This is a genomic window from Paenibacillus sp. GCM10027628, assembly GCF_042676385.1.
Classification (GTDB): domain Bacteria; phylum Bacillota; class Bacilli; order Paenibacillales; family NBRC-103111; genus Paenibacillus_E.
In genome coordinates, this window is sequence record NZ_JBHTHA010000041.1 from 13429 (window position 1) to 34800 (window position 21372).

The 21372-nt window shown below is 43.7% G+C and carries 16 protein-coding genes and 1 pseudogene; 15 read left to right on the plus strand and 2 right to left on the minus strand.

Annotated features, from left to right (window positions below; all coding sequences use genetic code 11):
- The first annotated feature begins 125 nt into the window (after window positions 1-125).
- From ACFQZT_RS26415 to ppsA, 6 genes and pseudogenes are all read left to right on the plus strand, one after another.
- On the plus strand, window positions 126-1925 hold the full coding sequence (locus ACFQZT_RS26415; protein WP_379304851.1) for a glycoside hydrolase family 2 protein: 1800 nt from the start codon (window positions 126-128) through the stop codon (window positions 1923-1925).
- A gap of 233 nt (window positions 1926-2158) precedes the next feature.
- The gene (locus ACFQZT_RS26420) at window positions 2159-4198 is read left to right on the plus strand and encodes a Na+/H+ antiporter (RefSeq protein WP_379304853.1); all 2040 of its coding nucleotides are present in this window, start codon (window positions 2159-2161) and stop codon (window positions 4196-4198) included.
- Window positions 4199-4355: 157 nt separating this feature from the next.
- Window positions 4356-4685, plus strand: a complete 330-nt coding sequence (locus tag ACFQZT_RS26425) for an ArsR/SmtB family transcription factor (protein ID WP_379304855.1) — start codon at window positions 4356-4358, stop codon at window positions 4683-4685.
- Window positions 4682-5135: pseudogene (locus ACFQZT_RS26430) on the plus strand (SRPBCC family protein). Before ACFQZT_RS26425 ends, ACFQZT_RS26430 begins: the two are co-directional and overlap by 4 nt.
- 22 nt (window positions 5136-5157) lie before the next feature.
- On the plus strand, window positions 5158-5508 hold the full coding sequence (locus ACFQZT_RS26435) for a DoxX family protein (protein WP_379304857.1): 351 nt from the start codon (window positions 5158-5160) through the stop codon (window positions 5506-5508).
- Window positions 5509-5824: 316 nt separating this feature from the next.
- Window positions 5825-8437 (plus strand): phosphoenolpyruvate synthase, encoded by a 2613-nt coding sequence (ppsA, locus tag ACFQZT_RS26440; protein WP_379304859.1) that lies wholly within the window; start codon window positions 5825-5827, stop codon window positions 8435-8437.
- Between the two features lie 54 nt (window positions 8438-8491).
- Here the strand turns inward: ppsA and ACFQZT_RS26445 are convergent, their stop codons facing one another.
- On the minus strand, window positions 8492-9343 hold the full coding sequence (locus ACFQZT_RS26445) for an aldo/keto reductase (RefSeq protein ID WP_379304861.1): 852 nt from the start codon (window positions 9341-9343) through the stop codon (window positions 8492-8494).
- Between the two features lie 170 nt (window positions 9344-9513).
- On the opposite strand from ACFQZT_RS26445, the gene ACFQZT_RS26450 reads away from it, so the two are divergent.
- From ACFQZT_RS26450 to ACFQZT_RS26470, 5 genes are all read left to right on the plus strand, one after another.
- Window positions 9514-10452 carry an AraC family transcriptional regulator gene (locus ACFQZT_RS26450; RefSeq protein WP_379304863.1) on the plus strand — a complete coding sequence of 313 codons (939 nt, stop codon included), beginning with the start codon at window positions 9514-9516 and terminating at the stop codon, window positions 10450-10452.
- Window positions 10453-10781: 329 nt separating this feature from the next.
- Window positions 10782-11774: an aldo/keto reductase gene (locus tag ACFQZT_RS26455; RefSeq protein WP_379304865.1), complete on the plus strand. Its 993-nt coding sequence runs from the start codon at window positions 10782-10784 to the stop codon at window positions 11772-11774.
- Between the two features lie 147 nt (window positions 11775-11921).
- Window positions 11922-13319 carry a spore germination protein gene (locus ACFQZT_RS26460; protein WP_379304867.1) on the plus strand — a complete coding sequence of 466 codons (1398 nt, stop codon included), beginning with the start codon at window positions 11922-11924 and terminating at the stop codon, window positions 13317-13319.
- Window positions 13316-14482, plus strand: a complete 1167-nt coding sequence (locus tag ACFQZT_RS26465; protein WP_379304869.1) for a Ger(x)C family spore germination protein — start codon at window positions 13316-13318, stop codon at window positions 14480-14482. The genes ACFQZT_RS26460 and ACFQZT_RS26465 overlap by 4 nt, the downstream gene beginning before the upstream one ends.
- The gene (locus ACFQZT_RS26470; RefSeq protein ID WP_379304871.1) at window positions 14479-15576 is read left to right on the plus strand and encodes a GerAB/ArcD/ProY family transporter; all 1098 of its coding nucleotides are present in this window, start codon (window positions 14479-14481) and stop codon (window positions 15574-15576) included. Before ACFQZT_RS26465 ends, ACFQZT_RS26470 begins: the two co-directional genes overlap by 4 nt.
- 150 nt (window positions 15577-15726) lie before the next feature.
- Here ACFQZT_RS26470 and ACFQZT_RS26475 read toward each other — a convergent pair whose 3' ends face one another.
- Window positions 15727-16938, minus strand: coding sequence for a cytochrome P450 family protein (locus ACFQZT_RS26475; RefSeq protein ID WP_379304873.1), 1212 nt, complete (start codon window positions 16936-16938; stop codon window positions 15727-15729).
- 115 nt (window positions 16939-17053) lie between these two features.
- Here ACFQZT_RS26475 and ACFQZT_RS26480 point away from each other — a divergent pair, with 115 nt between their 5' ends.
- The 4 genes from ACFQZT_RS26480 to ACFQZT_RS26495 all read left to right on the plus strand — a co-directional run bounded on the left by ACFQZT_RS26480 (window position 17054) and on the right by ACFQZT_RS26495 (window position 21326).
- Entirely contained in the window at window positions 17054-18244 is a 1191-nt protein-coding gene (locus tag ACFQZT_RS26480; protein ID WP_379304875.1) for an alpha/beta hydrolase family protein, read from the plus strand.
- A gap of 117 nt (window positions 18245-18361) precedes the next feature.
- The gene (locus tag ACFQZT_RS26485; RefSeq protein ID WP_379304877.1) at window positions 18362-19630 is read left to right on the plus strand and encodes an MDR family MFS transporter; all 1269 of its coding nucleotides are present in this window, start codon (window positions 18362-18364) and stop codon (window positions 19628-19630) included.
- Between the two features lie 140 nt (window positions 19631-19770).
- Complete coding sequence (locus ACFQZT_RS26490; RefSeq protein ID WP_379304975.1) at window positions 19771-19947, plus strand: helix-turn-helix domain-containing protein; 177 nt, start codon at window positions 19771-19773, stop codon at window positions 19945-19947.
- Window positions 19948-20081: 134 nt separating this feature from the next.
- The gene (locus tag ACFQZT_RS26495) at window positions 20082-21326 is read left to right on the plus strand and encodes a hypothetical protein (RefSeq protein ID WP_379304879.1); all 1245 of its coding nucleotides are present in this window, start codon (window positions 20082-20084) and stop codon (window positions 21324-21326) included.
- Window positions 21327-21372 lie beyond the last annotated feature (46 nt).

Consider the following 21372-nt stretch of genomic DNA (forward strand, 5'->3'; position numbering starts at 1 on the left):
TTTACGTTCAATTTAATGTAACCGTAGCGACCTCTGGATATTACGCCGTTTTGGCTGATTGACTCCATTGATATTATGCCCTGGTAAATAAGTGACAAATAAAGAGAAGATTAGGAGTGACATCTATGCTGCGCAAGGAATATCCAAGACCCAATCTGGTTCGGGCCGATTGGCAAAATTTAAATGGCACGTGGCAATTTGCTTTTGATGATCAGCAAGTTGGGACCGAGAAGCGTTTGTTTGATCGTGGAGTGGCCTTAGAACAATCGATTGAAGTGCCATTCGCCTATCAAACAGAGCTCAGCGGCATTCATGATGCTTCGTTTCATGATGTGGTTTGGTATAAGCGAACGTTTCGAGCGGATCCAAGTTTTCAGGGGAAGCGAGTTATTCTCCACTTTGGAGCCGTCGATTACCGCGCTTGGGTGTACGTCAATGGCCAATATGTCGGCACGCATGAAGGGGGGAACGTCCCTTTTCATTTCGATATTACGGAAGTGATGAATGGCGCAGAAGAGGAAGTAACCGTTCGCGTGGAAGACCCTTCGACAGATGAGACCATTCCTAGAGGCAAACAATTTTGGCTGGAGCAAAGCGATGCAATTTGGTACACAAGAACAACAGGGATATGGCAAACCGTTTGGCTTGAAGCTGTGGATGCTACTCACCTGGCTAAATTAAAGCTCCAACCTGACTTAGACCGCGGAGATTGTATAGCGGAAATTGAAATTGCCGGTTCTCCTGCGGGAGTTGAGCTGGATGTTGTAATTTCGTACAAAGGTCAGCAGGTTGTGAACGACCGGATCAAGGTTCAAGATCGGTATTTGAAACGTAACTTCCATTTATTTAATTTGAACATTTTTCGAACTCCATTTCATCATACGGGCTGGACTTGGACGCCGGAGAATCCTAATTTATTCGATGTCGAGGTTACGCTGGTTCGAAACGATCAAGTATTGGATAAAGTCGAATCTTACTTTGGCCTGCGAAAAATTCATACGGAAAACGGCATGGTTTACCTTAATAATAAACCTTACTATCAGAAGCTGGTTTTAGACCAAGGCTACTGGCCAAAAGGATTGCTGACGGCTCCCTCAGATGAGGATTTCAAAACGGACATTGAATTAACGAAGGCGATGGGCTTCAACGGTTGTCGTAAACACCAGAAGGTAGAAGACCCTCGATTCCTATATTGGGCTGATCGGCTCGGCTTCCTCGTATGGGGGGAATGCGCTGCAGCTGTATCCTACCATCCGAGTGCAGTCGCGCGGTTAACGCAGGAATGGATTGAGATCGTAGAGCGGGACTTTAATCATCCTTGCATCGTAACCTGGGTACCGCTCAATGAAAGCTGGGGCATACCGGACGTGCGTCAATCCGCTCAACAGCAAGCTCACAGCCTTGCCATGTACTATTTAATTCGTTCACTCGATCCAACGCGCTTGGTGATTTCCAATGATGGTTGGGAAATGACCGCAACCGATATTTGTGCCGTTCATAACTATAACCACGGACAGCCTGATGAAACCGATAAATACGAAACGTTTAAACGCTCACTTGCGACAAAAGAACAAATGCTAGCGTCTATGCCGGCTAAACGGCCGATATACGCGAACGGATTCGCCCACCAGGGAGAACCTATCCTGCTTACGGAATTCGGAGGCATAGCGTTTACGCTTGGTACGGAGCAAGGTTGGGGATATACGTCCGTAAGTAATGAGACAGACTTTGTGAATGAGTACCGTCGAGTCATTGAAGCCATCTATGCTTCAAAAATTATTAATGGATTTTGTTATACACAGCTTACTGATGTCGAACAAGAAATCAACGGACTGCTGACTTATGACCGTAAGCCGAAGTGTGATCTAGAAGAGATTAGAAAAATAAATTCTTCCTGGCATGAGACAATTATCACCAATCATTAACGCAAGGGACTTATAGTACGAGTGGGAGCTGCATCTGCGGCTCTTTTATTTTTTTAATAAAAAGTGAACTAGAATATGACTATTGGGATTTATTGCAACTTCACTGACAGTATTCGGCTGCTCGGATGACTAGGACATTGTAAGCAGCAGGAGTTTAAGTATGGCAGTTGAAATAAAGGAAAATATAACAATAATGATTGCACAGATTATACGTATAAAATGGGGGAAGCAGATTGGAAGTATTTATTGTCGTTCTTGTTATGCTCGTTCTTATCGGCGTGTCAAACGTCATCTACCGGTTCGTTCCGTTCGTGCCGGTACCGCTCATCCAGATTGCGCTCGGTGCTTGTATTACCGTCATTCCGCTGGGGATTCATTTGCCGCTGGAGCCGGAATTATTTTTTATCTTGTTCATCGCGCCACTGCTGTACAATGACGGAAAGCATACGCCACGCGAAGAGCTTTGGCGGCTTCGTGCGCCGATCCTGCTGCTTTCCGTAGGCCTTGTGTTCGCGACAGTGTTCGTGGTCGGCTATGCCATCCACTGGATGATTCCTGCAATTCCGCTGCCGGCTGCTTTCGGGCTAGCTGCCATCCTATCGCCAACCGATGCGGTCGCGGTGGGCGCGTTGGCAGGGCGGATTCATCTGCCCAAAAGCCTGATGCGCCTCCTGGAAGGCGAAGCCTTGATGAACGACGCGTCAGGCCTCGTTGCATTTAAGTTCGCCATTGCGGCAGCGGTCACCGGAGTCTTTTCCCTGCAGAAAGCTACGTTCAGCTTTCTGCTGATCGCCATCGGCGGCCTCGTTATAGGGGCGCTTCTCGCTTTTATCATCATCGGTATTCGCCATTTGCTGCGACGCGCGGGGCTGGAAGACGAAACGATTCACATGCTGCTGCAGCTGCTGACTCCGTTTCTCCTTTATCTCATCGCCGAGGAGGTCGGCGTATCGGGTATTCTGGCCGCTGTGGCGGGCGGCATCGTACATGCTGTAGAGAGCGAACGGCTGGAGCAGGACATGCCGAAGCTGAATTCCGTGTCGACCAACACGTGGTCGGTCATTTTGTTTATCTTGAACGGCCTCGTGTTCGTCATTCTGGGGACGCAAATTCCGGCTGTGACATCGGTCATTTTTAAAGATCCGGGCTTTAACAATGTTGTTGTTCTTGGTTACGCCGTTATAATCTTCTTGCTTTTGCTTGTGCTGCGCTTCGTATGGACGCTGCTTTTTACGCGCGGCTGGCGAATATTCGGCGCTTCCAGGAAGGAGGCACTAAGCTTCAAAGTGCTGGCGATGACGACAATCTCCGGCGTGCGCGGCGCTGTCACTTTGGCGGGTGCGTTCTCGATTCCGCTGTTTCTGCAAAGCGGGGAGCTGTTCCCAGAGCGAGATTTGATCATTTTTCTGGCAGCCTGTGTCATTCTGCTTTCTTTACTGACCGCGAGCATACTGCTGCCGATGATTGCCAAAAAGCGCGAACCGTCGGACGAGACGCAAAAAGCGATGGTGGAGAACGAGTGGCAAGTCCACGTACTGAAAGCAGCTGTGCGCCATTTGCAACAGGAGAGCAATGATGGGAATGAAGAAGCGGTAGAGTCCGTAATTGCGGAGTACAACAGACTGATTCAGCAGCACAGCATAAAAGATACACAATTTAAGCGTGTGTCGCATCTGAACCAGGATGAAATTGCGATGAGGATTCAGGCGCTTGGCATCGAACGGAATTATATTCAAGAACGTCTCGCGAAGGGGACGATTACAGAAAAACATGCTGAGTTTTACCACAAAATGCTGGATCGGGTTGAGCTCATTTTGGCCAATCGGTTTCACCTTTGGGTGCTCGTGTTCAAGCGGCTATGGTTGAGATTAAGAGAATTGGTTTCGGGTGCGTCAGTCTCTTGGCAGCCGGCTTTCACTGACCAAGATGTGGAGGCGCTCAGGGGGCTGCGCATTCAGTGCGGTCAAGCGGTCATTAACCAAATGGGCCCTCTATGCACACCGGAGAAGGTGAATGATCCGACCGAATGTGTTGTCGCGTACTACAACCAGGTAGTAAACCGGTTGAAATCCATGCACCTTCATTCCAAACGCAAAGAGCATGCCTTTGACGAAACCCGGAAGGAGCTGCATTGGATCGCAGTTCAGGCTGAAAGGTATGAGGTTCAAAATTTGTATGAGCAAGGCAAAATTGACCGGAGTCAAGCGGCTGAGCTTCGCCGCGTGATTCGGGATCGCGAGGCGTCCATGTATGAACAGGATGAGCTCGGCTAAGGAGGGCGCCGCCACGGTTGTGGCGGCGTTTTTCGGCTTAAGGACAAGAACATACTCGTTTTCCCACTTGACACGACACCTAATGGTGTCTTAAAATGTAATAGACACCAAATGGTGTCGAATTTAAGAGTCAACAAATTGCATAGGAGAGGGTGTTGTGAGCGAAAATAACCAGTTGCGGGATGTGTTTGACGCGATTGCAGATCCAACCAGGCGCCGACTCATTCGCCTGTTAGCAGAGGCAGAGGAGATACCGCTTCATGAATTAACGTCACAGTTTCAAATGGGCCGTACAGCGGTATCCAAGCATTTGACAATCCTTAAAGAGGTCGGACTGGTACTTGACCGAAAAGTCGGCAGAGAAACGCTTTTTAGGCTAAACGCCTCTCCACTCAGAGAAATTCAAGATTGGTTGTCTTTCTACAGCAAGTTCTGGAGTACGAATATGTTGCGTTTGAACCAACTATTAGAGGAGGAAGAAGAATGAGTTTAACATTATCCTTGGATTTTCAGTACACGACATCGATTGAGAAGCTTTGGTCTGCCTTAACCGATTCAAGNTGAGAAGCTTTGGTCTGCCTTAACCGATTCAAGCAAGCTTGCCAAATGGGTGGTCAATATCCACAACGGTCAGTCAATGGATAATGATTTTGAGCCCGTCGTAGGACAGCGTTTTCAGTTTCGCACGCAGCCGTCCGAATATTGGAATGGCATTATTGACGGAGAAGTGCTTATCGTGGACGCACCAAACCGGGTGTCCTATACTTGGGCTAGCGGAGGGGAGAAGCACACGGTCACCTGGACACTGCAGGATTTAGGGGACGGAAAAGTTAACCTTCATCTCGAACAAACCGGATTCGCAAATGCTCAAGGTCTCGAAGGTGCTAGGTATGGCTGGGGTAAATGGTGCGGCGAGCTTGAAAAGGTATTGGCCTAGTTGTAAAAGGAAGGAGAGACTTATGAATATCATTTTTGTTATTTTACAAAGTTTTCTGATCGTCTCCATGGCCTTTGGTGGTGGAAGCAAGCTGGCTGGTGCGAAAAATTTTGTTGAAATGTTCGAGTCGCTTAAACTGCCGCAATGGTTTCGGGTTGTTACTGGGCTCGTTCAACTAGCCGGGGCAGCCGGACTTGTTATCGGATACTGGAATCCGGAAGTAGCTGTATGGGCAGGCATTTGGATTGGCATTACGATGCTGTTAGCATGCCTTTCACATTTCAGAGTCAAGCATCCTGTTGGTAGCGCGGTACCGGCCTTTCTGATTACTTTGATTGCAGCGACTCTGATAGTCGTGCACCAGGTAGTATGAAGAAGGGCGGGTTAATGAAACTCGTGTAAAGGCGACCAGATTGACGAGGAGGAGCTAAAGGCTCTCGTTCGCGCCGCGCCGTAGCAATAGACACGTCAAAACCTTGTGACTAGTGATAGCTGGAAATCAAAAAAGAACCTGAATAGTTTTATCAGGTTCTTTTATATTGCATATAAACAGACACGATGATATAATCAGATTACGACTTTGACAAGAAACATGGACATAAGTATTTCATTCTACACTTTAAATATACCATGCCGGCAAGCTCTTGTCAAATGTTTTTTCTCAATCTAATGATGAGGAGAGATATTGAATGAATTCTTTGGTTCTCGGTTTTCAGGAAATGGAAAAAACACAGCTTTTGCTCGTTGGCGGAAAAGGGTTAAATTTAGGGGAATTATCAAAAATTGAAGGAATTCAAGTACCAGAAGGATTTTGTGTTACAACAGTGGGATATCAAAAAGCCATCGAACAAAACGAAACGTATCATGCTTTGCTCAATCGACTAACCATGCTAAAAGTAGAAGATCGAGATCAGATTGGTGAAATCAGCAGGAAGATTCGACAAATCATTATGGAAGCAGAAATTCCTTCCGATGTTGTTAAAGCAGTTACTCACTATCTCTCCCAGTATGGTGATGAACATGCTTATGCAGTGCGTTCTAGTGCGACTGCTGAAGATTTACCACATGCCTCTTTTGCTGGTCAACAAGACACCTATTTAAATATCATCGGCAAAGCAGCAATCATGCAGCATATCAGCAAATGTTGGGCTTCCCTATTTACGGATCGTGCGGTAATCTACCGTATGCAAAATGGATTTGACCACAGTCAAGTTTATCTATCCGTTATCGTTCAAAGGATGGTTTTCCCACAGGCTTCAGGGATTTTATTTACCGCTGATCCGATTACTTCTAACCGTAAGCTGCTAACAATCGATGCCAGTTTTGGACTTGGAGAAGCGCTGGTCTCTGGCTTGGTATCTGCCGATTGTTATAAAGTACAGGAAGAGGAAATCGTCGATAAGATGATAGCAACCAAAAAATTGGCTATCTATGGACGAAAAGAAGGCGGAACAGAGACCCGGCAGATCGAACCCAATCAGCAAAAGACTCAAACCCTTACTGAACAACAAATTTTACAACTGGCACGCATCGGAAGACAGATCGAAGCTTATTTCGGACAGCCGCAAGATATCGAATGGTGTTTGGCCCAAGATACATTTTACATTGTCCAAAATCGGCCCATCACGACATTATACCCGATCCCTGAAGCAAATGATCAAGAAAATCACGTTTATATATCTGTCGGACATCAACAAATGATGACCGACCCTATAAAACCATTGGGATTGTCTTTTTACCTGTTAATTACACCTGCACCCATGCGTAAAGCTGGCGGAAGGTTGTTTGTTGATGTTACACCTATGCTGGCTTCATCTGACAGAAGAGAAAATTTATTTAATACCATGGGACAACACGATCCGCTCATGAAAGACGCACTCATGACCATAGTAGAGCGCGATTTTATAAAATTATTGCCAAATGATAAAAAAGAACAGGGTCCAGGTAAAATCAAAAAAGATATGTCGTCTGAGAGTTTTCAAGCACAAATCGAAAATGATCCGACAATCGTTTCTGATTTGATTAAGAGTAGTCAATCATCGATAGAACAGTTAAAACAAAACATCCAAACGAAATCAGGATCAGATTTATTTGATTTTATTCTAGAAGATATCCAGCAATTAAAGAAGATTTTATTTGACCCACAAAGTACAAAGGTTTTTATGACAGCTATGGATGCTTCATCATGGGTCAATGAAAAAATGAACGAGTGGTTAGGTGAAAAAAACGTAGCAGATACGCTTTCTCAATCTGTGCCAAACAATATTACTTCGGAAATGGGTCTGGCGCTATTGGATGTCGCAGATGTGATTCGTCCTTATCCGGAAGTAATAAATTATTTACAACATGTAAAAGATGATCACTTTTTGGATGAACTGGTTAAGTTTGATGGTGGCAAGGAAACTCAAGATGCAATCTATAATTATCTCCACAAATATGGAATGCGATGTGCTGGAGAAATCGATATTTCCAGAACTCGATGGAGTGAAAAACCAATTACACTTGTCCCCATGATTCTGGGTAACATCAAAAACTTTGAGCCTAATGCCAGCAATCGGAAATTTGAGCAAGGGCGTCAGGAAGCTTTGAAAAAAGAACAAGAATTATTAGATCGATTGAAGCAATTACCGGATGGTGAACAAAAAGCCAAAGAAACAAAACGAGTGATCGACCTAATCCGGAATTTCATCGGTTATCGTGAATATCCAAAATACGGCTGGGTTAATCGCTACTTCGTTTATAAGCAAGCTATACTGAAAGAAGCCGAGCAACTCGTACAAGCGGGCGTTATTCTTGAAAAAGAAGATATTTACTACCTCAATTTTGAAGAACTTCACGAAGTCGTACGCACAAATAAACTGGATTACCAGATCATCAGCAAACGAAAAGACGAGTACAAATTTTATGAAAAACTAACTCCGCCGCGTGTGATCACGTCTGATGGTGAAATCATTGCAGGTGAGTACAAACGAGAAAATCTCCCAGCTGATGCGATCATAGGTTTACCCGTTTCTTCCGGCGTGATCGAGGGGCGAGCGCGTGTCATTTTAAACATGGAAGATGCTAATCTAGAAGATGGAGATATATTAGTCACCACGTTTACTGACCCTAGCTGGACACCATTGTTCGTATCCATTAAAGGACTAGTCACCGAAGTTGGTGGACTGATGACCCATGGAGCAGTTATCGCACGTGAATATGGCTTACCAGCAGTTGTCGGAGTGGAGAATGCTACCAAACTGATAAAAGATGGGCAGCGAATTCGCGTGCATGGAACAGAAGGGTATATCGAAATATTGTAATGGCAATAGGAGCAGATTGCCTAAGTGGATCTGCTCCTATCAAAATAGCGATGGTTAGATATCAAGTTTACGGTTACCAATCCACTTCACCATCTCAGGATCACGATGCGAAAAGAACAGGCTCTGTTTCGTATCTAATGTAGCAATCGACTCCATATCCTCTTGGCTCAATTGAAAATCAAAGATGTTGAAGTTTTCGATAATTCTTTCTTTACGGACAGACTTTGGAATCACAACGACTTCTCTTTGAGTCAACCAACGTAAAACCACCTGAGCAACGGACTTACTATACTTTTCGGCTATGGATACCAATAACTCATTCTGGAACAAGTTATTTTTCCCTTCAGCAAAAGGCGCCCAGGATTCTATTTGAACATTACTCGCTTTCATGAATTTTGCATTTTCGATTTGTTGGTTGAAAGGATGCGTTTCAACCTGATTTACAGCAGGAACTACTTCATTATGAATGATCAAATCGATCAGACGATCCTCGTGGAAGTTACTAACGCCAATTGCACGGACCTTACCTTCACGATACAATTCCTCCATAGCGCGCCAAGAACCATGAACATCGCCGAATGGTTGATGAATTAAATACAAATCCAAATAATCCAATTGCAATCTTTCCAGTGATTTTTTAAATGCATTTTTTGTGCGCTCATATCCAGCATCCTGAACCCAAAGTTTCGTAGTAATAAATAATTCCTCTCTTGCAAAGCCACTCCGTTTGATTGCTCTGCCAACTGCTTCTTCATTTAGATAAGAGGCAGCTGTATCGATAAGCCGATAGCCAGCCATAATAGCGTCATAAACGCTTTGTTCACATTCATTTTGATCTGCAATCTGAAATACACCAAAACCGAGTATTGGCATCTCAACACCATTGTTCAAAATTACATTTTGCATATTAAATCCTCCATTTTTTAAACTCTTCACATCCTTATTATGCACCAGATGACAAAAAGACCGTTATCCCATTCGTGCTAAATGTTTGCCTAATCCTCTCACTATCACTTATGTAATAGACAATTATGGACTATAATCGAACTAACAGAAATAGAAACAAGGAGAATCAAATGTCTGAATTAATCACTAAACAGCAGAATGAACTCACCAAAATCATAGAGCGCTATACACAAAAGGATGGTGTTCACCCAACTGCTATTCCATCCCTATTTTTCATGCGTGTATCGAATGCGGCTGGACGAAGCCATGGAGTTTACAAGCCTTCCTTTTGCATGGTCGTTCAAGGGGCGAAGGAGGTTTGGTTGGCACAGGAACGATTTAGGTACAGTCCTGCCGATTACCTAGTTGCATCCGTTCACTTGCCAGTTACCGCGAAAGTCACTGAAGCCACTCCCGATGTTCCATATTTGGGTTTCAAACTTGAATTTACACCGAGTCAAATCTTAGAGCTTTTACATGATTCTGAATTTCGTGTTGATCCGAAACAAAATCCGAAGCGAGCTATGTTTGTCAGCCAGATAGAATCATCTTTGTTAGATTCAGTCATCAGGTTAGCTCGTTTGCTTGATAATCCTAAAGATATTCCGGTGCTTGCTCCACTATTTACGAAGGAAATTCTCTATCGGGTACTGCAAGGTCAGAATGGGATTATTTTGGAGCAAATTATAATGGAAGGAAGCTCAACCCATCAAATCAAAGATGTTATTGAACAAATCATGAGTAACTATGACAGTCCGTTACGGATTGAAGAACTTGCTGAAATAGCGAATATGAGTATTTCTTCGTTACATAGACACTTTAAAGAAATCACTGCGATGAGCCCTCTTCAATTTCAAAAACAAATTCGGTTGCAAGAAGCTCGACGTCTATTGTTAACGGAATCGGCGGATGCTTCTGAGGTCGCCTACCGGGTAGGCTACGAAAGTGCATCTCAGTTTAGCCGTGAATATTCTCGCATGTTTGGTTTTCCTCCTAAAGCTGACAAAAAGCGTCTGAAAGAAACATATGACCAGGCACAGGCAATTACTGAGCAAGTATCCAATGTGTGAGAGTCATAGTGAGAGTATTAGGCAATCATTTGACACAAATGAGATATCAGTCTCGTTTTCATTTGTTGCATAATGGAGATGACTTGAAGTGACGTAACCAAAAGAAAGGACGATCTAGCATGCAAAAGCGTAAACTTGGTAAAAGTGGTCTAGAAGTTTCTTCAATTGGGTTAGGTTGCATGGGAATGAGCCAGAGGGTCCGTTACCAGAAAAGAAAGATGCAATTTCAGTCATTCATGCGGCAGTTGACCGCGGTGTTAATTTCATAGAACGGGCAAATGATCCTCTAGTGTGAAGGAATCATATCAATTAGAAAGTAGGGGAATTAAGTGGAATATGTGAAACTAGGAAATACCGGATTGGATGTTTCTCGGATTTGTCTTGGTTGCATGAGCTTTGGAGTAGCCGAACGATGGACACATCCGTGGATTCTTGATGAAGAGAATAGTCGTCCGATAATCAAAAAAGCTTTGGATCTAGGTATCAATTTTTTTGATACAGCGAATATATATTCAGTCGGATCAAGTGAGGAAATTGTAGGACGTGCTTTAAAGGACTATGCCAATCGTGATGAAGTTGTCATTGCTACAAAAGTTCATTTCCGAATGCATCAGGGACCAAATGGTGCAGGTCTTTCCCGAAAAGCAATCATGAGTGAAATTGACAAGAGCCTTAAAAGACTGGGTACCGATTATGTAGACCTTTATCAAATCCATCGCTGGGATTACGATACGCCTATTGAAGAAACGATGGAAGCCTTGCATGATGTAGTGAAGGCTGGAAAGGCAAGATACATCGGTGCTTCCGCCATGTACGCATGGCAGTTCTTAAAGGCTATGCATGTTGCCGAGAAGAATGGATGGACTCGTTTTGTATCGATGCAGAATCACTACAACCTCATATACCGTGAGGAAGAGAGAGAAATGCTCCCGCTATGCATGGAAGAAAAAATCGGTGTGATTCCTTATAGCCCGCTCGCATCAGGAAGATTGGCCCGTGATTGGTCGGAAACAACGTATCGTTTCGAAACCGACCAAGCCCAGAAAAGCAAATACGATGCGACTGCCAATTTGGATAAACTGATTGTTGAGCGGCTTGAGACCATCTCAGAAAAACGTGGAGTTCCCCGTGCCCAAATTGCACTTGCCTGGCTTATGCAGAAAGAACCTGTTACAGCTCCCATAATTGGGGTTACCAAAATGTCGCATCTCGAAGAAGCGGTAGCTGCTGTTTCTATTTCGTTAACATCAGAAGAGATGATGTCTCTGGAAGAATTGTATGTTCCTCATCCGGTAGTGGGTGCTCTTCCGTTCCGAAGATAATCGAAATAATAACAAGAGATTCCAAGAACGCCAAATCAAGAAGCACCACTACGCATTGCGAGTGGGCTTCTTTTTCTATTTTCTGGAATAAATCAGTATAAAAATACACAAAATAAAAACGGGAATTTTGGAAAGGGGGGAAGGGATTTGGAGCTGAGCACGCCAGTGGATGTGAACGAAAGGGTGACGATCAATCATGAGGCGTTACGGCAAATTTTTCACAATTGTGCTGATATCGTATTCAGACCGTTAAAACTTACGGATCACTCCGATATTTTACTCGTTTATATTGAAGAGCTGACAGACTCAAATAGATTGGAACAAATTATATCGGCCTGCATGATTAGTCGTGATTTTGATCGATTGACCCAATATACAGTTGCTAACCAATTACCGGAAATTGTAGCTAAAGTCTTGAAAGGCAGTACGGCGATTTTTCTAGACGGTATGCCTTATGCATATTTAGCAGATCTGACTAACTTCAAACAACGCGCAATCAATGAGCCATCCATTGAGGCCTCTATTCGGGGTCCGCGTGAAGGTTTTACCGAGGACCTCAAAACAAATTTAAGCATGATTCGAAGAAAAATAAGTCATCCCAAATTAAAGTTCGAATTGCATCAAGCCGGAGAACTGACGAATACGGAGTTTGTCCTTGCATATATCGAAGAGAAGGCGAAACCGGAGCTGCTTCAAGAAGTCAGAAGAAGACTTCGGTCTTTTCGCTCAAATCAACTATTGGACTCTGGCTATATAGAGGAGTTTATCGAGGACAAGACCTTTTCCTTATTCCCGCAAATCCAAAATACAGAACGTCCGGACACCGTATCCGCGAGTCTACTGGCAGGTAGAGTTGCCATTATCGTCGACGGCTCTCCGAACGCTTTATTGCTGCCCATGACTTTTTGGTCAGGATTTCAAGCAGCGGAAGACCATTATGAACGGTTCTTATACGTTTCGGCAGTCAGAATTATCCGGTTCCTGCTGGCCATTATGTCTTGCTTACTTCCTTCTGTATATGTTGCACTTACGACGTTCCATCCACAGATGATTCCGCTTAATTTAATGCTCAGTATTTCGGTATCTCGAGAAGGGATTCCGTTTCCCACCGTAATCGAAACCTTATTAATGGAACTGATGTTCGAAGGGCTGCGGGAAGCCGGTCTTCGGTTGCCGAAAGCAATCGGCTCGGCAGTAAGTATCGTAGGGGCGCTGGTCATAGGCGAAGCAGCTGTCCAAGCTGGCTTTATATCTGCTCCCATCGTGATGATCGTTGCAGGGACCGGAATTGCCTCGTTTGCGTTTCCGAACTACAGTTTGGCTTTGCCGTTCCGAATTTTGAGGTTTCCACTTCTGATCTTAGGTGGATTCCTTGGTCTGTATGGTGTCGCTATCGGGGTCATGTTCGTCATGATTCATCTTGTAACATTAAAGTCTTTCGGAGTCCCCTATCTAAAACCGATAGCTCCAATTGGGAAAAAATTCTGGAAGGATACGCTGATAAGAATGAACAAACGATACGTTTCGGAGCAACAAAAACAATGAAGAAAATAAGGCTAATTCTGTGTTTAATACTGACAATGATCATTTCTGGATGTTGGGATCGGAATGAAATTAATGAATACGCATTCTGGATTGGAACTGCACTGGATTTGTCGGAGAGTGGAAAACTTCAAAAAAGCGCTCAGGTTGCAGTTCCTGCCAGTATCAATAGCAAAAAAGGTGGTGGGGGAGGGGGAAACGAGCAAAGAGGAAACATTGTACTTACAGCTACGGGAACTTCAATCGTTGACTTAGAACAACAAGTTCAGGATAAACTGCCGCGCAAGATTTTTCTTGGACACCGCAGATCCATTTTCATTGGCGAAAAGCTGGCGAAAAAAGGCTTAATTGATATTATGGATCAATTTACACGAAATACCGATACGCGTATGCGCACAGATATCTTCGTTGTCGATCATGGAGAAGGCAAAGATGTATTGAAAATTAAGAGTCCGTTCAATCAATTCTCAGCGATCGTGGCCGTTGAACAAGACCGATTTTGTCGTTTAGGGGACACTGCTTTACGAGATGTCTTACTTGATATAGGACGGGACGGCATCCGACCTTCCATGCCGATGGTCGAAATTACACCGAATAATGAACAAGAGAAACATGAAATTATCGAAGTGAAGTCCGTTGCTATTTTTAATAAAGACTTGCAAATGGTCGGGAAAGTGAGCGGGAGAGAATCCCTGGAAATGGTTTGGGTGAAAGGCGTGTTGAAAGATCAATATGTTACGGAAGATACGGAGGAAGGCAGTATATCTTTGTATGAATCCAACCTAAAAAAATCCATTCGTACCCAATTGATAGGCAATAAAATTAAAGCCGATGTGAAGCTAGAGGGAACAGGGAGAATTCTTGAAAACAATACGGATATTGATTTATCCGAATCCGCAGAACGTATTCCTTTAGAACGTAAGCTTAATGACATCAAAGCCAAGAAAGTCGAAGCAACAATTAAAAAATTGCAGCTTCAATATGGTCAGGACGTGATTGGCATCGGTGAAGAAATTCATAGAGAACATCCTTACCGCTGGAAAGAAATTCGGAAGAATTGGGATGAAATCTTCCCGACTGTTGAAGTAACGGTTCAAGTCAAATTAAAAATTCAGGATTCGGGGGATATTGGCAAGCGCATCCCAGGAATAGGAGATAGAAAGTGAAAATTTCGATCTGGCAGTTGTTTTGGATGCTCACAACGTTAGAAATTTCAATGAGTATTTGGCTTACTATATCTCCCACGATTGAGATTGCTAGACAGGACGCCTGGATCTCACTGGCAGTAGCAGGTGTCATTGGACTCGTCGTGACACTGATTTTAGTTCGAGTTTGTCAACGGCATTCCACACACACACTGGTGGAGTTTGCACAGAAGCTTTTTGGGAAATGGGTCGGGAAGCTGATCAGTGTGCTGTATATTTTGGTGTGGTTCTCCGTATCGGCAGATATATTGAGAATATTCTCGTTATTTATTAAGCAATTTTTGTTTCACGATACGCCGATCTGGGTCATCGCCATTCTTATGATCGCTGCTATGGTCTACATCAACTACGCAGGAGGCGTCGAAGCTATTGCTCATTTCAGTGAATTAGCTGGCCCTCTGCTGCTAGTTGGCATTGTTATTACTTTTGGATTGAATGTAATGAATCTGCGCCCATCGCTTCTTTTTCCTGTATATGCAGACTCTGGGGCTCTATCTATTTTGAAGGGTTCGTTTGTGAATGCATCATTTCTAGGTGAATCCATGATGATCATGATGTTAGTTCCTTTCATTTCCAATTCGCAAAAGATGCTTAAGCCCACTCTACTAGCGATATGTATCCCATCCTTTATCGCCGTCATTACAGCAATTTTTGTAATTATGACATTCGGAACCAATATCGGATCCACCTTAATTTATCCGTACTTTAGCATGGTGCGGTTTATTAATTATCTGGAATTTATTCAAAACATGGATGTCTGGATTATGTTCATTTGGATTTTTAGCGTCTTCGTAAAACTAGCCATTTACCTGTTCATCAACAGTTATGGAACCGCACAATTGATTGGCATCAAGAATTGGCGGGTCATCATCGGATTTGCGGCCACCGTCATTTTTACGATTTCTTTAGTGCCGGCCAACGTCATAGGTATGTTGGATTTTACGAAATTCGTATGGATTATTTACATTTTTCCAATTTTCATCGTAGGATTGCCGATCATTCTTCTGCTCGTTAGTCTTCTGAGAGGCCAATCACTGGCACAGGGTCAGAAATAGCGACTAATCCTAACTGGGGGAAAAACGCGACACAAAGCCGTGATACAATAGTTATGTGCCGCGTTTTTTTAAGAAACATGATTCATATATGAAACCAGTTTTCTATAGGTGCAAATGGGCATCGATTTGAACGCCGTTGTTCGACTTACCTCAAAAAATGACCGGAAATCGCTCTAAACCTCTCATTAATATACCTGAACGCCATTTGAGCTCCTCGGATACGATGTCTATCCGCAGGTTAGGCAACCGTCGAAGCAATGTCGATAAGGCGATCTTCCCTTCCAGCCGGGCAAGCGGGGCACCGAGACAGAAGTGAATGCCGTTTCCGAAAGCCATATGCTTGTTTTTCTTTCTCGTAATATCCAGTCGGTCGGGATTCTCGAATTGCTCTGGATCGCGATTGGCAGCTGCCAAGCCGACAAAAATCAAATCGCCTTTGCTAACATTTTTGCCATGCCAAGTAAAGTCGAGTCTGGCCCAACGGGATGTGGCAATTTCGACGGGACTGTAATACCTAAGCAATTCTTCGATGCCAGATTGTATTAAGGTCGGATCGCTACGCCACAAGCGTAATTGATCCGGATTTTCCAATAATGCAAGTAGTCCGTTACCGATCAGATTGACAGTCGTTTCATGCCCGGCGACAATGAGCAGCCAGATCGTGGAGGACAACTCTTCAGCAGTCAGCTTATCTCTGCTATCGTGTGCTTGGATCAGCATGCTGATCAAATCGGAACCGGGATGCTTCCTTCTCTCTGTAATGAGATCTTCGATATAGAGGCCAAAAGCCTGGATGGAAGGGAATACTTCTTTCAGCTTATCACGATTATTGGCAGACTCAATGAAGTCACTGGACCATTTCTTAAACAGGTGATGATCATCCTCTGGAATACCCAGCATCTGGCTGATCACGATGATTGGAAGCGGAAAGGCAAAGTCTGCGATAACCTCCATGCTCCCTTTTTCCAGAATTCGGTCAACTAGATCATCGCTTATTCGCTGAATTTCATCCTGCATGTCTTCAATCATCTGGGGGGAAAAAGCCTTGGATACGATGGAACGAAGACGGGTATGATCGGGCGGGTCGCTTGAGAGCATCTGTTTGCTGAGTAGATCCATTTCCTTTTTGGGCAAAATCGCCGCATAGTCTTCAGGGGAAAGAGATTGCAAATTTTTCGTAAAACGTTCGTCATCTTTCAAAATTTGTACTGCATCGTCGTATCGTGTAGAGAGCCATGCCCTCTGCCCATCCGGCATTGCAATTTCATGAAGCGGATCATTTTGCCTGAGCTTCTTGTAAATCTCGTGGGCATTTTTTTTGAAATCAGGTGATGACAGATCGAGGTTTGCGTACGAAAACATGGAAATACATCACTCCAGTCCATTATTATTTAGAGATTTTTTGAACCTCTAATTGGTATTTTATAGCAAACCGATGTAGAACAAAAATCGTCTATATGGAAGGTGATACTGAAATATGATTTCCAAAAGAAGTTTACTAAGATTGTTTTTATCAGTAATTGTAATAGGATTAGGTTTATTGGTTTTGTTATTAGTATATTTATTAATTCAAAGGAATAAAACTGTGATATTGCCTAAACCAACAGGGCAATTTGCAGTTGCTAGAATTGGGTATGATTGGATTGATGATTCTCGAAACGAAGCTTATTCCGAAACAAAGGGCACTAAAAGAAAATTGTCTATATGGATTTGGTATCCAACAGATTTAAATAAAAACGCTAAAAAGACAGATTATTTTCCAGATAAGTGGGAAACCATTCAAGAAAAAGATTCAGGTTTTCCGTATTTACAGCAGAATTTTAGAACAATCAATACGAATTCTTTTCAGGATGTGCCATTATCAACCAGACAAACTACTTACCCCTTAATCGTTTTTGAACCTGGAATGGGTAACATAGTGTTTAGCTATACAACATTGGCCGAAAATCTTGCAAGTCAGGGATATATTGTAGTTGGGATAAACCCAACCTACAGTTCCCGTTTTGTTGTGTTTTCAGATGAAAGCGTTGCATATAGGACACCTGAAGGAACGATACCAGAAAACAATCTAACAGATGAGCAGATGAATGAGGTTGGTTCCAAATTAATTAAAACCTGGACTGAAGATATGAGATTTGCAGTTAATAAATTTGTTGAAATGAATAGTGTGCAGGGGAGCATGTGGACGGGACATATGGATACGGAGAATATAGGTACTCTTGGACATTCATTTGGAGGAGCAGCTGCCGCTGAATCATGTTTGCTAGATAATCGGATTAAGGCGGGTATTGATATCGATGGCTATTTGTACGGTGTCGAGAAAAATCCTGAAAAACCGTTTATGTTTATCATGAGTCAACATCAGCAAAACGAAAGTTATTTCCAAGAATTTAGCAAAATACAGGGCGTTTATAACGGTTTAAAGAAGGATGGATACCTAGTAGAGATATCCAAAGCAGCCCACGCCAGTTTTTTAGATAATGCTATCTTTTTTTCACCTATATTAAAAGCCGTGGGCGTGTTCGGAACAATTGATGGAGAACGTGGTTTGCGAATCACAAACGCTTATATAACTGCTTTTTTTGATAAATATCTTAAAAACATAAACAGCAATTTTCTTAAACAAAAGCCATCCGAGTATCCCGAAGTAAAAATTCAATATAAATAGAAACATCATTTCTAAAGGACTTGTAGATAGCTACACGAATCGTTTATATTGAGTAGATTGCATATTCAACTTTCGGGTAATAAGAGCTCAAATCAAGAAACAGGAGGACCTTCTCAATTGAATTGGCTCAAATGGGATCTGAATCTGAAAATCAGATTGACCGGTGACACGCTGTTCAACCTGCTGTTTTGGATTTACTTTCCTTTCATCACCTTGTTTTTCAGTGATGCCTTTGGCAAATCTATTGCCAGCATGCTGATGGCGGTACCGCCTTTGATCAGTCTGGTGGGCAGCTTATTTGGCGGATTCCTTTCAGACCGTCTGGGCCGGAGACCGGCTATGCTACTAGGTGTATTTCTGCAGACTTCGATGTTTGCCATATTTGCACTATCCTCTTCTCATTGGCTGGATTATCTCGCTTATATCGGACTTGGACTGGGGGGAGCCATATATATGCCAGCCAGTTCAGCCATGGTGGCGGATGTAATACCGGAAAAAGAAAGACGGATGGTCTATGCCACGTTTGTGACAGGAAGAAACATCGGGGCGGTATTCGGCCCTGCGTTAGGCTCGGTCTTCTTTTTCCGATACCGGCATGAACTGCTCTGGACCTGCACGACCTTGACAATGCTGTATTTCCTGACGATCCTATTTATGATCAGGGAGACTCTCCCGGAAACGGCCGGGTTGACCCGGTCAGGCCATAAGCTGTCCGTAATTCTGAAAGAGCAAATAAGCAGCTATGGCGTTATTTTCAGGGATAAGGTATTTGCTCTCTATATTGCTGCCGGCATTCTGGTTACTATCGCCTTTATGCAACTGGACATGTATCTTGCCGTGTACGTGAAAGAATATGTGCCGGCGCAGCCGCTGCTGGTATTTCGTGGCTGGACCGTTTCTCTCAGCAGCACGCAGGTATTCGGCTGGATGCTGGGTCTAAATGGTCTCTTGTTTGTACTATGTGCTCTGCCAGTGACGAAGTTGTTTGAAAAATGGTCTGAACGGAACATTCTCATCATGTCTTCTCTGCTGTTCGGAGCAGGAATGTTTATGATTGGGTTAACGACACATGCATGGCTACTGTTTATTTTCACATTTATCTTTACCATTGGGGAGCTTTCACGCAGCCCGGTTACGGATAGCTTCATCAGCAAATATGCGCCGGACAAAGCTAGAGGTCAGTATATGGGGGCATCCAGTCTTCAGTACTCGGCGGGCAGGTTTATTGCTCCCGTCACGATCATGCTTTCCACATGGTTTCCTCCGCCAGTGGTGTTTGGATTTATTTTCTTGGTCACCATTCTTAGTTCCTTCCTCTATGTAAAAGTGTTTAGAATCATCCCTGCCAGTTACTATGATCACAAACGGGAAGAGGTTGCCAGCTGACAAAAAAACTCTGAAGTCCATATGTTGCGAACTTCAGAGGTTTTTTATTTGAACAGCTTTAGGCCGTTGGGCTGGAAACCGGACTGGCCATCCCTGCTGAGGGACCTCGGAGACACTGTGCGGGCAGAGGGATCGAACTGCTGCAAAACAGCAACATGAAAGTTTACGAAATTGCCGCAAAAGTCGGCTTTAAGGACGACAAGTATTTCTATAGAGTGTTTAAAAGTCGATTTGGTGTGACCCCGGATGAGTACCGCAGGAACAATCATATGAACAAAAAGGAGATAGATGTCAGCACAAAACAATTTCTTAACTAAATCTTGTAAGATGGCAGAGGAGGCAGGAGTTTATACTTTGTTAATAAACGATTTAGAGGGATTCAATAAGCTTGGTTTAGAATAAGTAATAAGGAAACGTTTCCCCCAAATTGTTGCTTAAAAGGAGAACAGAAATGAAATATAGTAAAAAAGGATTAACGGTGCTTTCGTTTACAGTTGGCGCTTGCTTGTTCGTCTCAACGGCATTCGCCGATTCGCTGCTCGGATCTGGGTATGACTCGTTAAAGGGTTCCGTGAAATCGACGGCTGCGATGATGGAGAAAGGGTTAGGCAACTACACGGTGGAGACGCTCTACACCCTCAAAGATAACGATAAAATTCTGATCCAGTCCTCAGAGACCAAAAAGTTTGATACGGTCAATAAAATGTCCGAAAGCAAAACTGTGAATACAGGGACCGACGGCAAAACCACTAGTAACTTTACGTACGAAGATGCGAAATATTCCGCTTGGAAAAATAGCGTCGAGAACAAGTTATACGTCACAGAATTTCCAAATGATATGAAGCGCAGTGCACCGGGAGAGTTCCAAGACCCGTTTAAAGAAAATAGGGCGCCGGAGATTGAAAAAATTGTGGATGCCGTGGTCGGTAATCTGAAGGATTACGTCCAAGTCGAAGAAGGAGCAAACGGCAGCAAGCTATATGCCGGCAGCTTGTCTGAGGCGCAGGTGCCTGCGCTTGCGAATGCGGTCGCTTCCTTCGGGTTCAAGCAATCGTTGAGCCATGATTCCAATATGCCGACAATCAACAGCGATATCTTTGTGAAAAAGGTTGTAGGGTCTGCCGTTGAGAATAGAGCAGGTTACTTGGAGAATGTAACTGGCGATATTACTCTGTCAGGCAAAGATCAAAACGGCGTTCAACATGATCTTTCCCTGAACGTAGTTTTGAAGTTGTCCGATGTAGGCACGACGAAGGTTGTGAAGCCGGACCTCGCGGGCGCAGACGTGGAGAAGGTGAGCTATTCCAATGGTCTGAGCAGCAAATATATAGGAACATATAAGAATAACATCGTCATGGAGAAAGAAGGCAAGTTTGTGAAGATCGGGGAAAGAAAGCTTGAAATTACAAGCGTTAATGCCGATAAAGTGACGGGTACATATACAGAGACCGTCTACCCTGGCTTCGAAAGCGACTATCCGGACAAAGATACGTTCAATTTCGAGTACAACCTGTCGTCTTCGAATCAGGCGTTTACTTACACGAATGCAAAAGGCGAGCAGAAGAACGGTATGATTCAACCGAACGGTAACGGCAATCTTTATGTAGATATTAACATGAAAATAACTGGAAAAGATACTTACAAATCAACGATGAAGCCGTTCTATGATAGCCAATTCGACCGCGTTTTTGAATAAACGTACCCTTCGGGAGGCTGCGATGCGTCGCGGCTTCCTATGTATT

What these genes read in the sequence shown, in the direction of transcription:
- ACFQZT_RS26415 (WP_379304851.1), top strand. Translation starts at nt 126, where the DNA reads ATGCTGCGCAAGGAATATCCAAGACCCAATCTGGTTCGGGCCGATTGG.
- ACFQZT_RS26495 (WP_379304879.1), top strand. Translation starts at nt 20,082, where the DNA reads ATGAAATATAGTAAAAAAGGATTAACGGTGCTTTCGTTTACAGTTGGC.
- ACFQZT_RS26445 (WP_379304861.1), bottom strand. Translation starts at nt 9,343, where the DNA reads ATGCAAAATGTAATTTTGAACAATGGTGTTGAGATGCCAATACTCGGT.
- ACFQZT_RS26450 (WP_379304863.1), top strand. Translation starts at nt 9,514, where the DNA reads ATGTCTGAATTAATCACTAAACAGCAGAATGAACTCACCAAAATCATA.
- ACFQZT_RS26475 (WP_379304873.1), bottom strand. Translation starts at nt 16,938, where the DNA reads ATGTTTTCGTACGCAAACCTCGATCTGTCATCACCTGATTTCAAAAAA.
- ACFQZT_RS26480 (WP_379304875.1), top strand. Translation starts at nt 17,054, where the DNA reads ATGATTTCCAAAAGAAGTTTACTAAGATTGTTTTTATCAGTAATTGTA.
- ACFQZT_RS26465 (WP_379304869.1), top strand. Translation starts at nt 13,316, where the DNA reads ATGAAGAAAATAAGGCTAATTCTGTGTTTAATACTGACAATGATCATT.
- ACFQZT_RS26435 (WP_379304857.1), top strand. Translation starts at nt 5,158, where the DNA reads ATGAATATCATTTTTGTTATTTTACAAAGTTTTCTGATCGTCTCCATG.
- ppsA (WP_379304859.1), top strand. Translation starts at nt 5,825, where the DNA reads ATGAATTCTTTGGTTCTCGGTTTTCAGGAAATGGAAAAAACACAGCTT.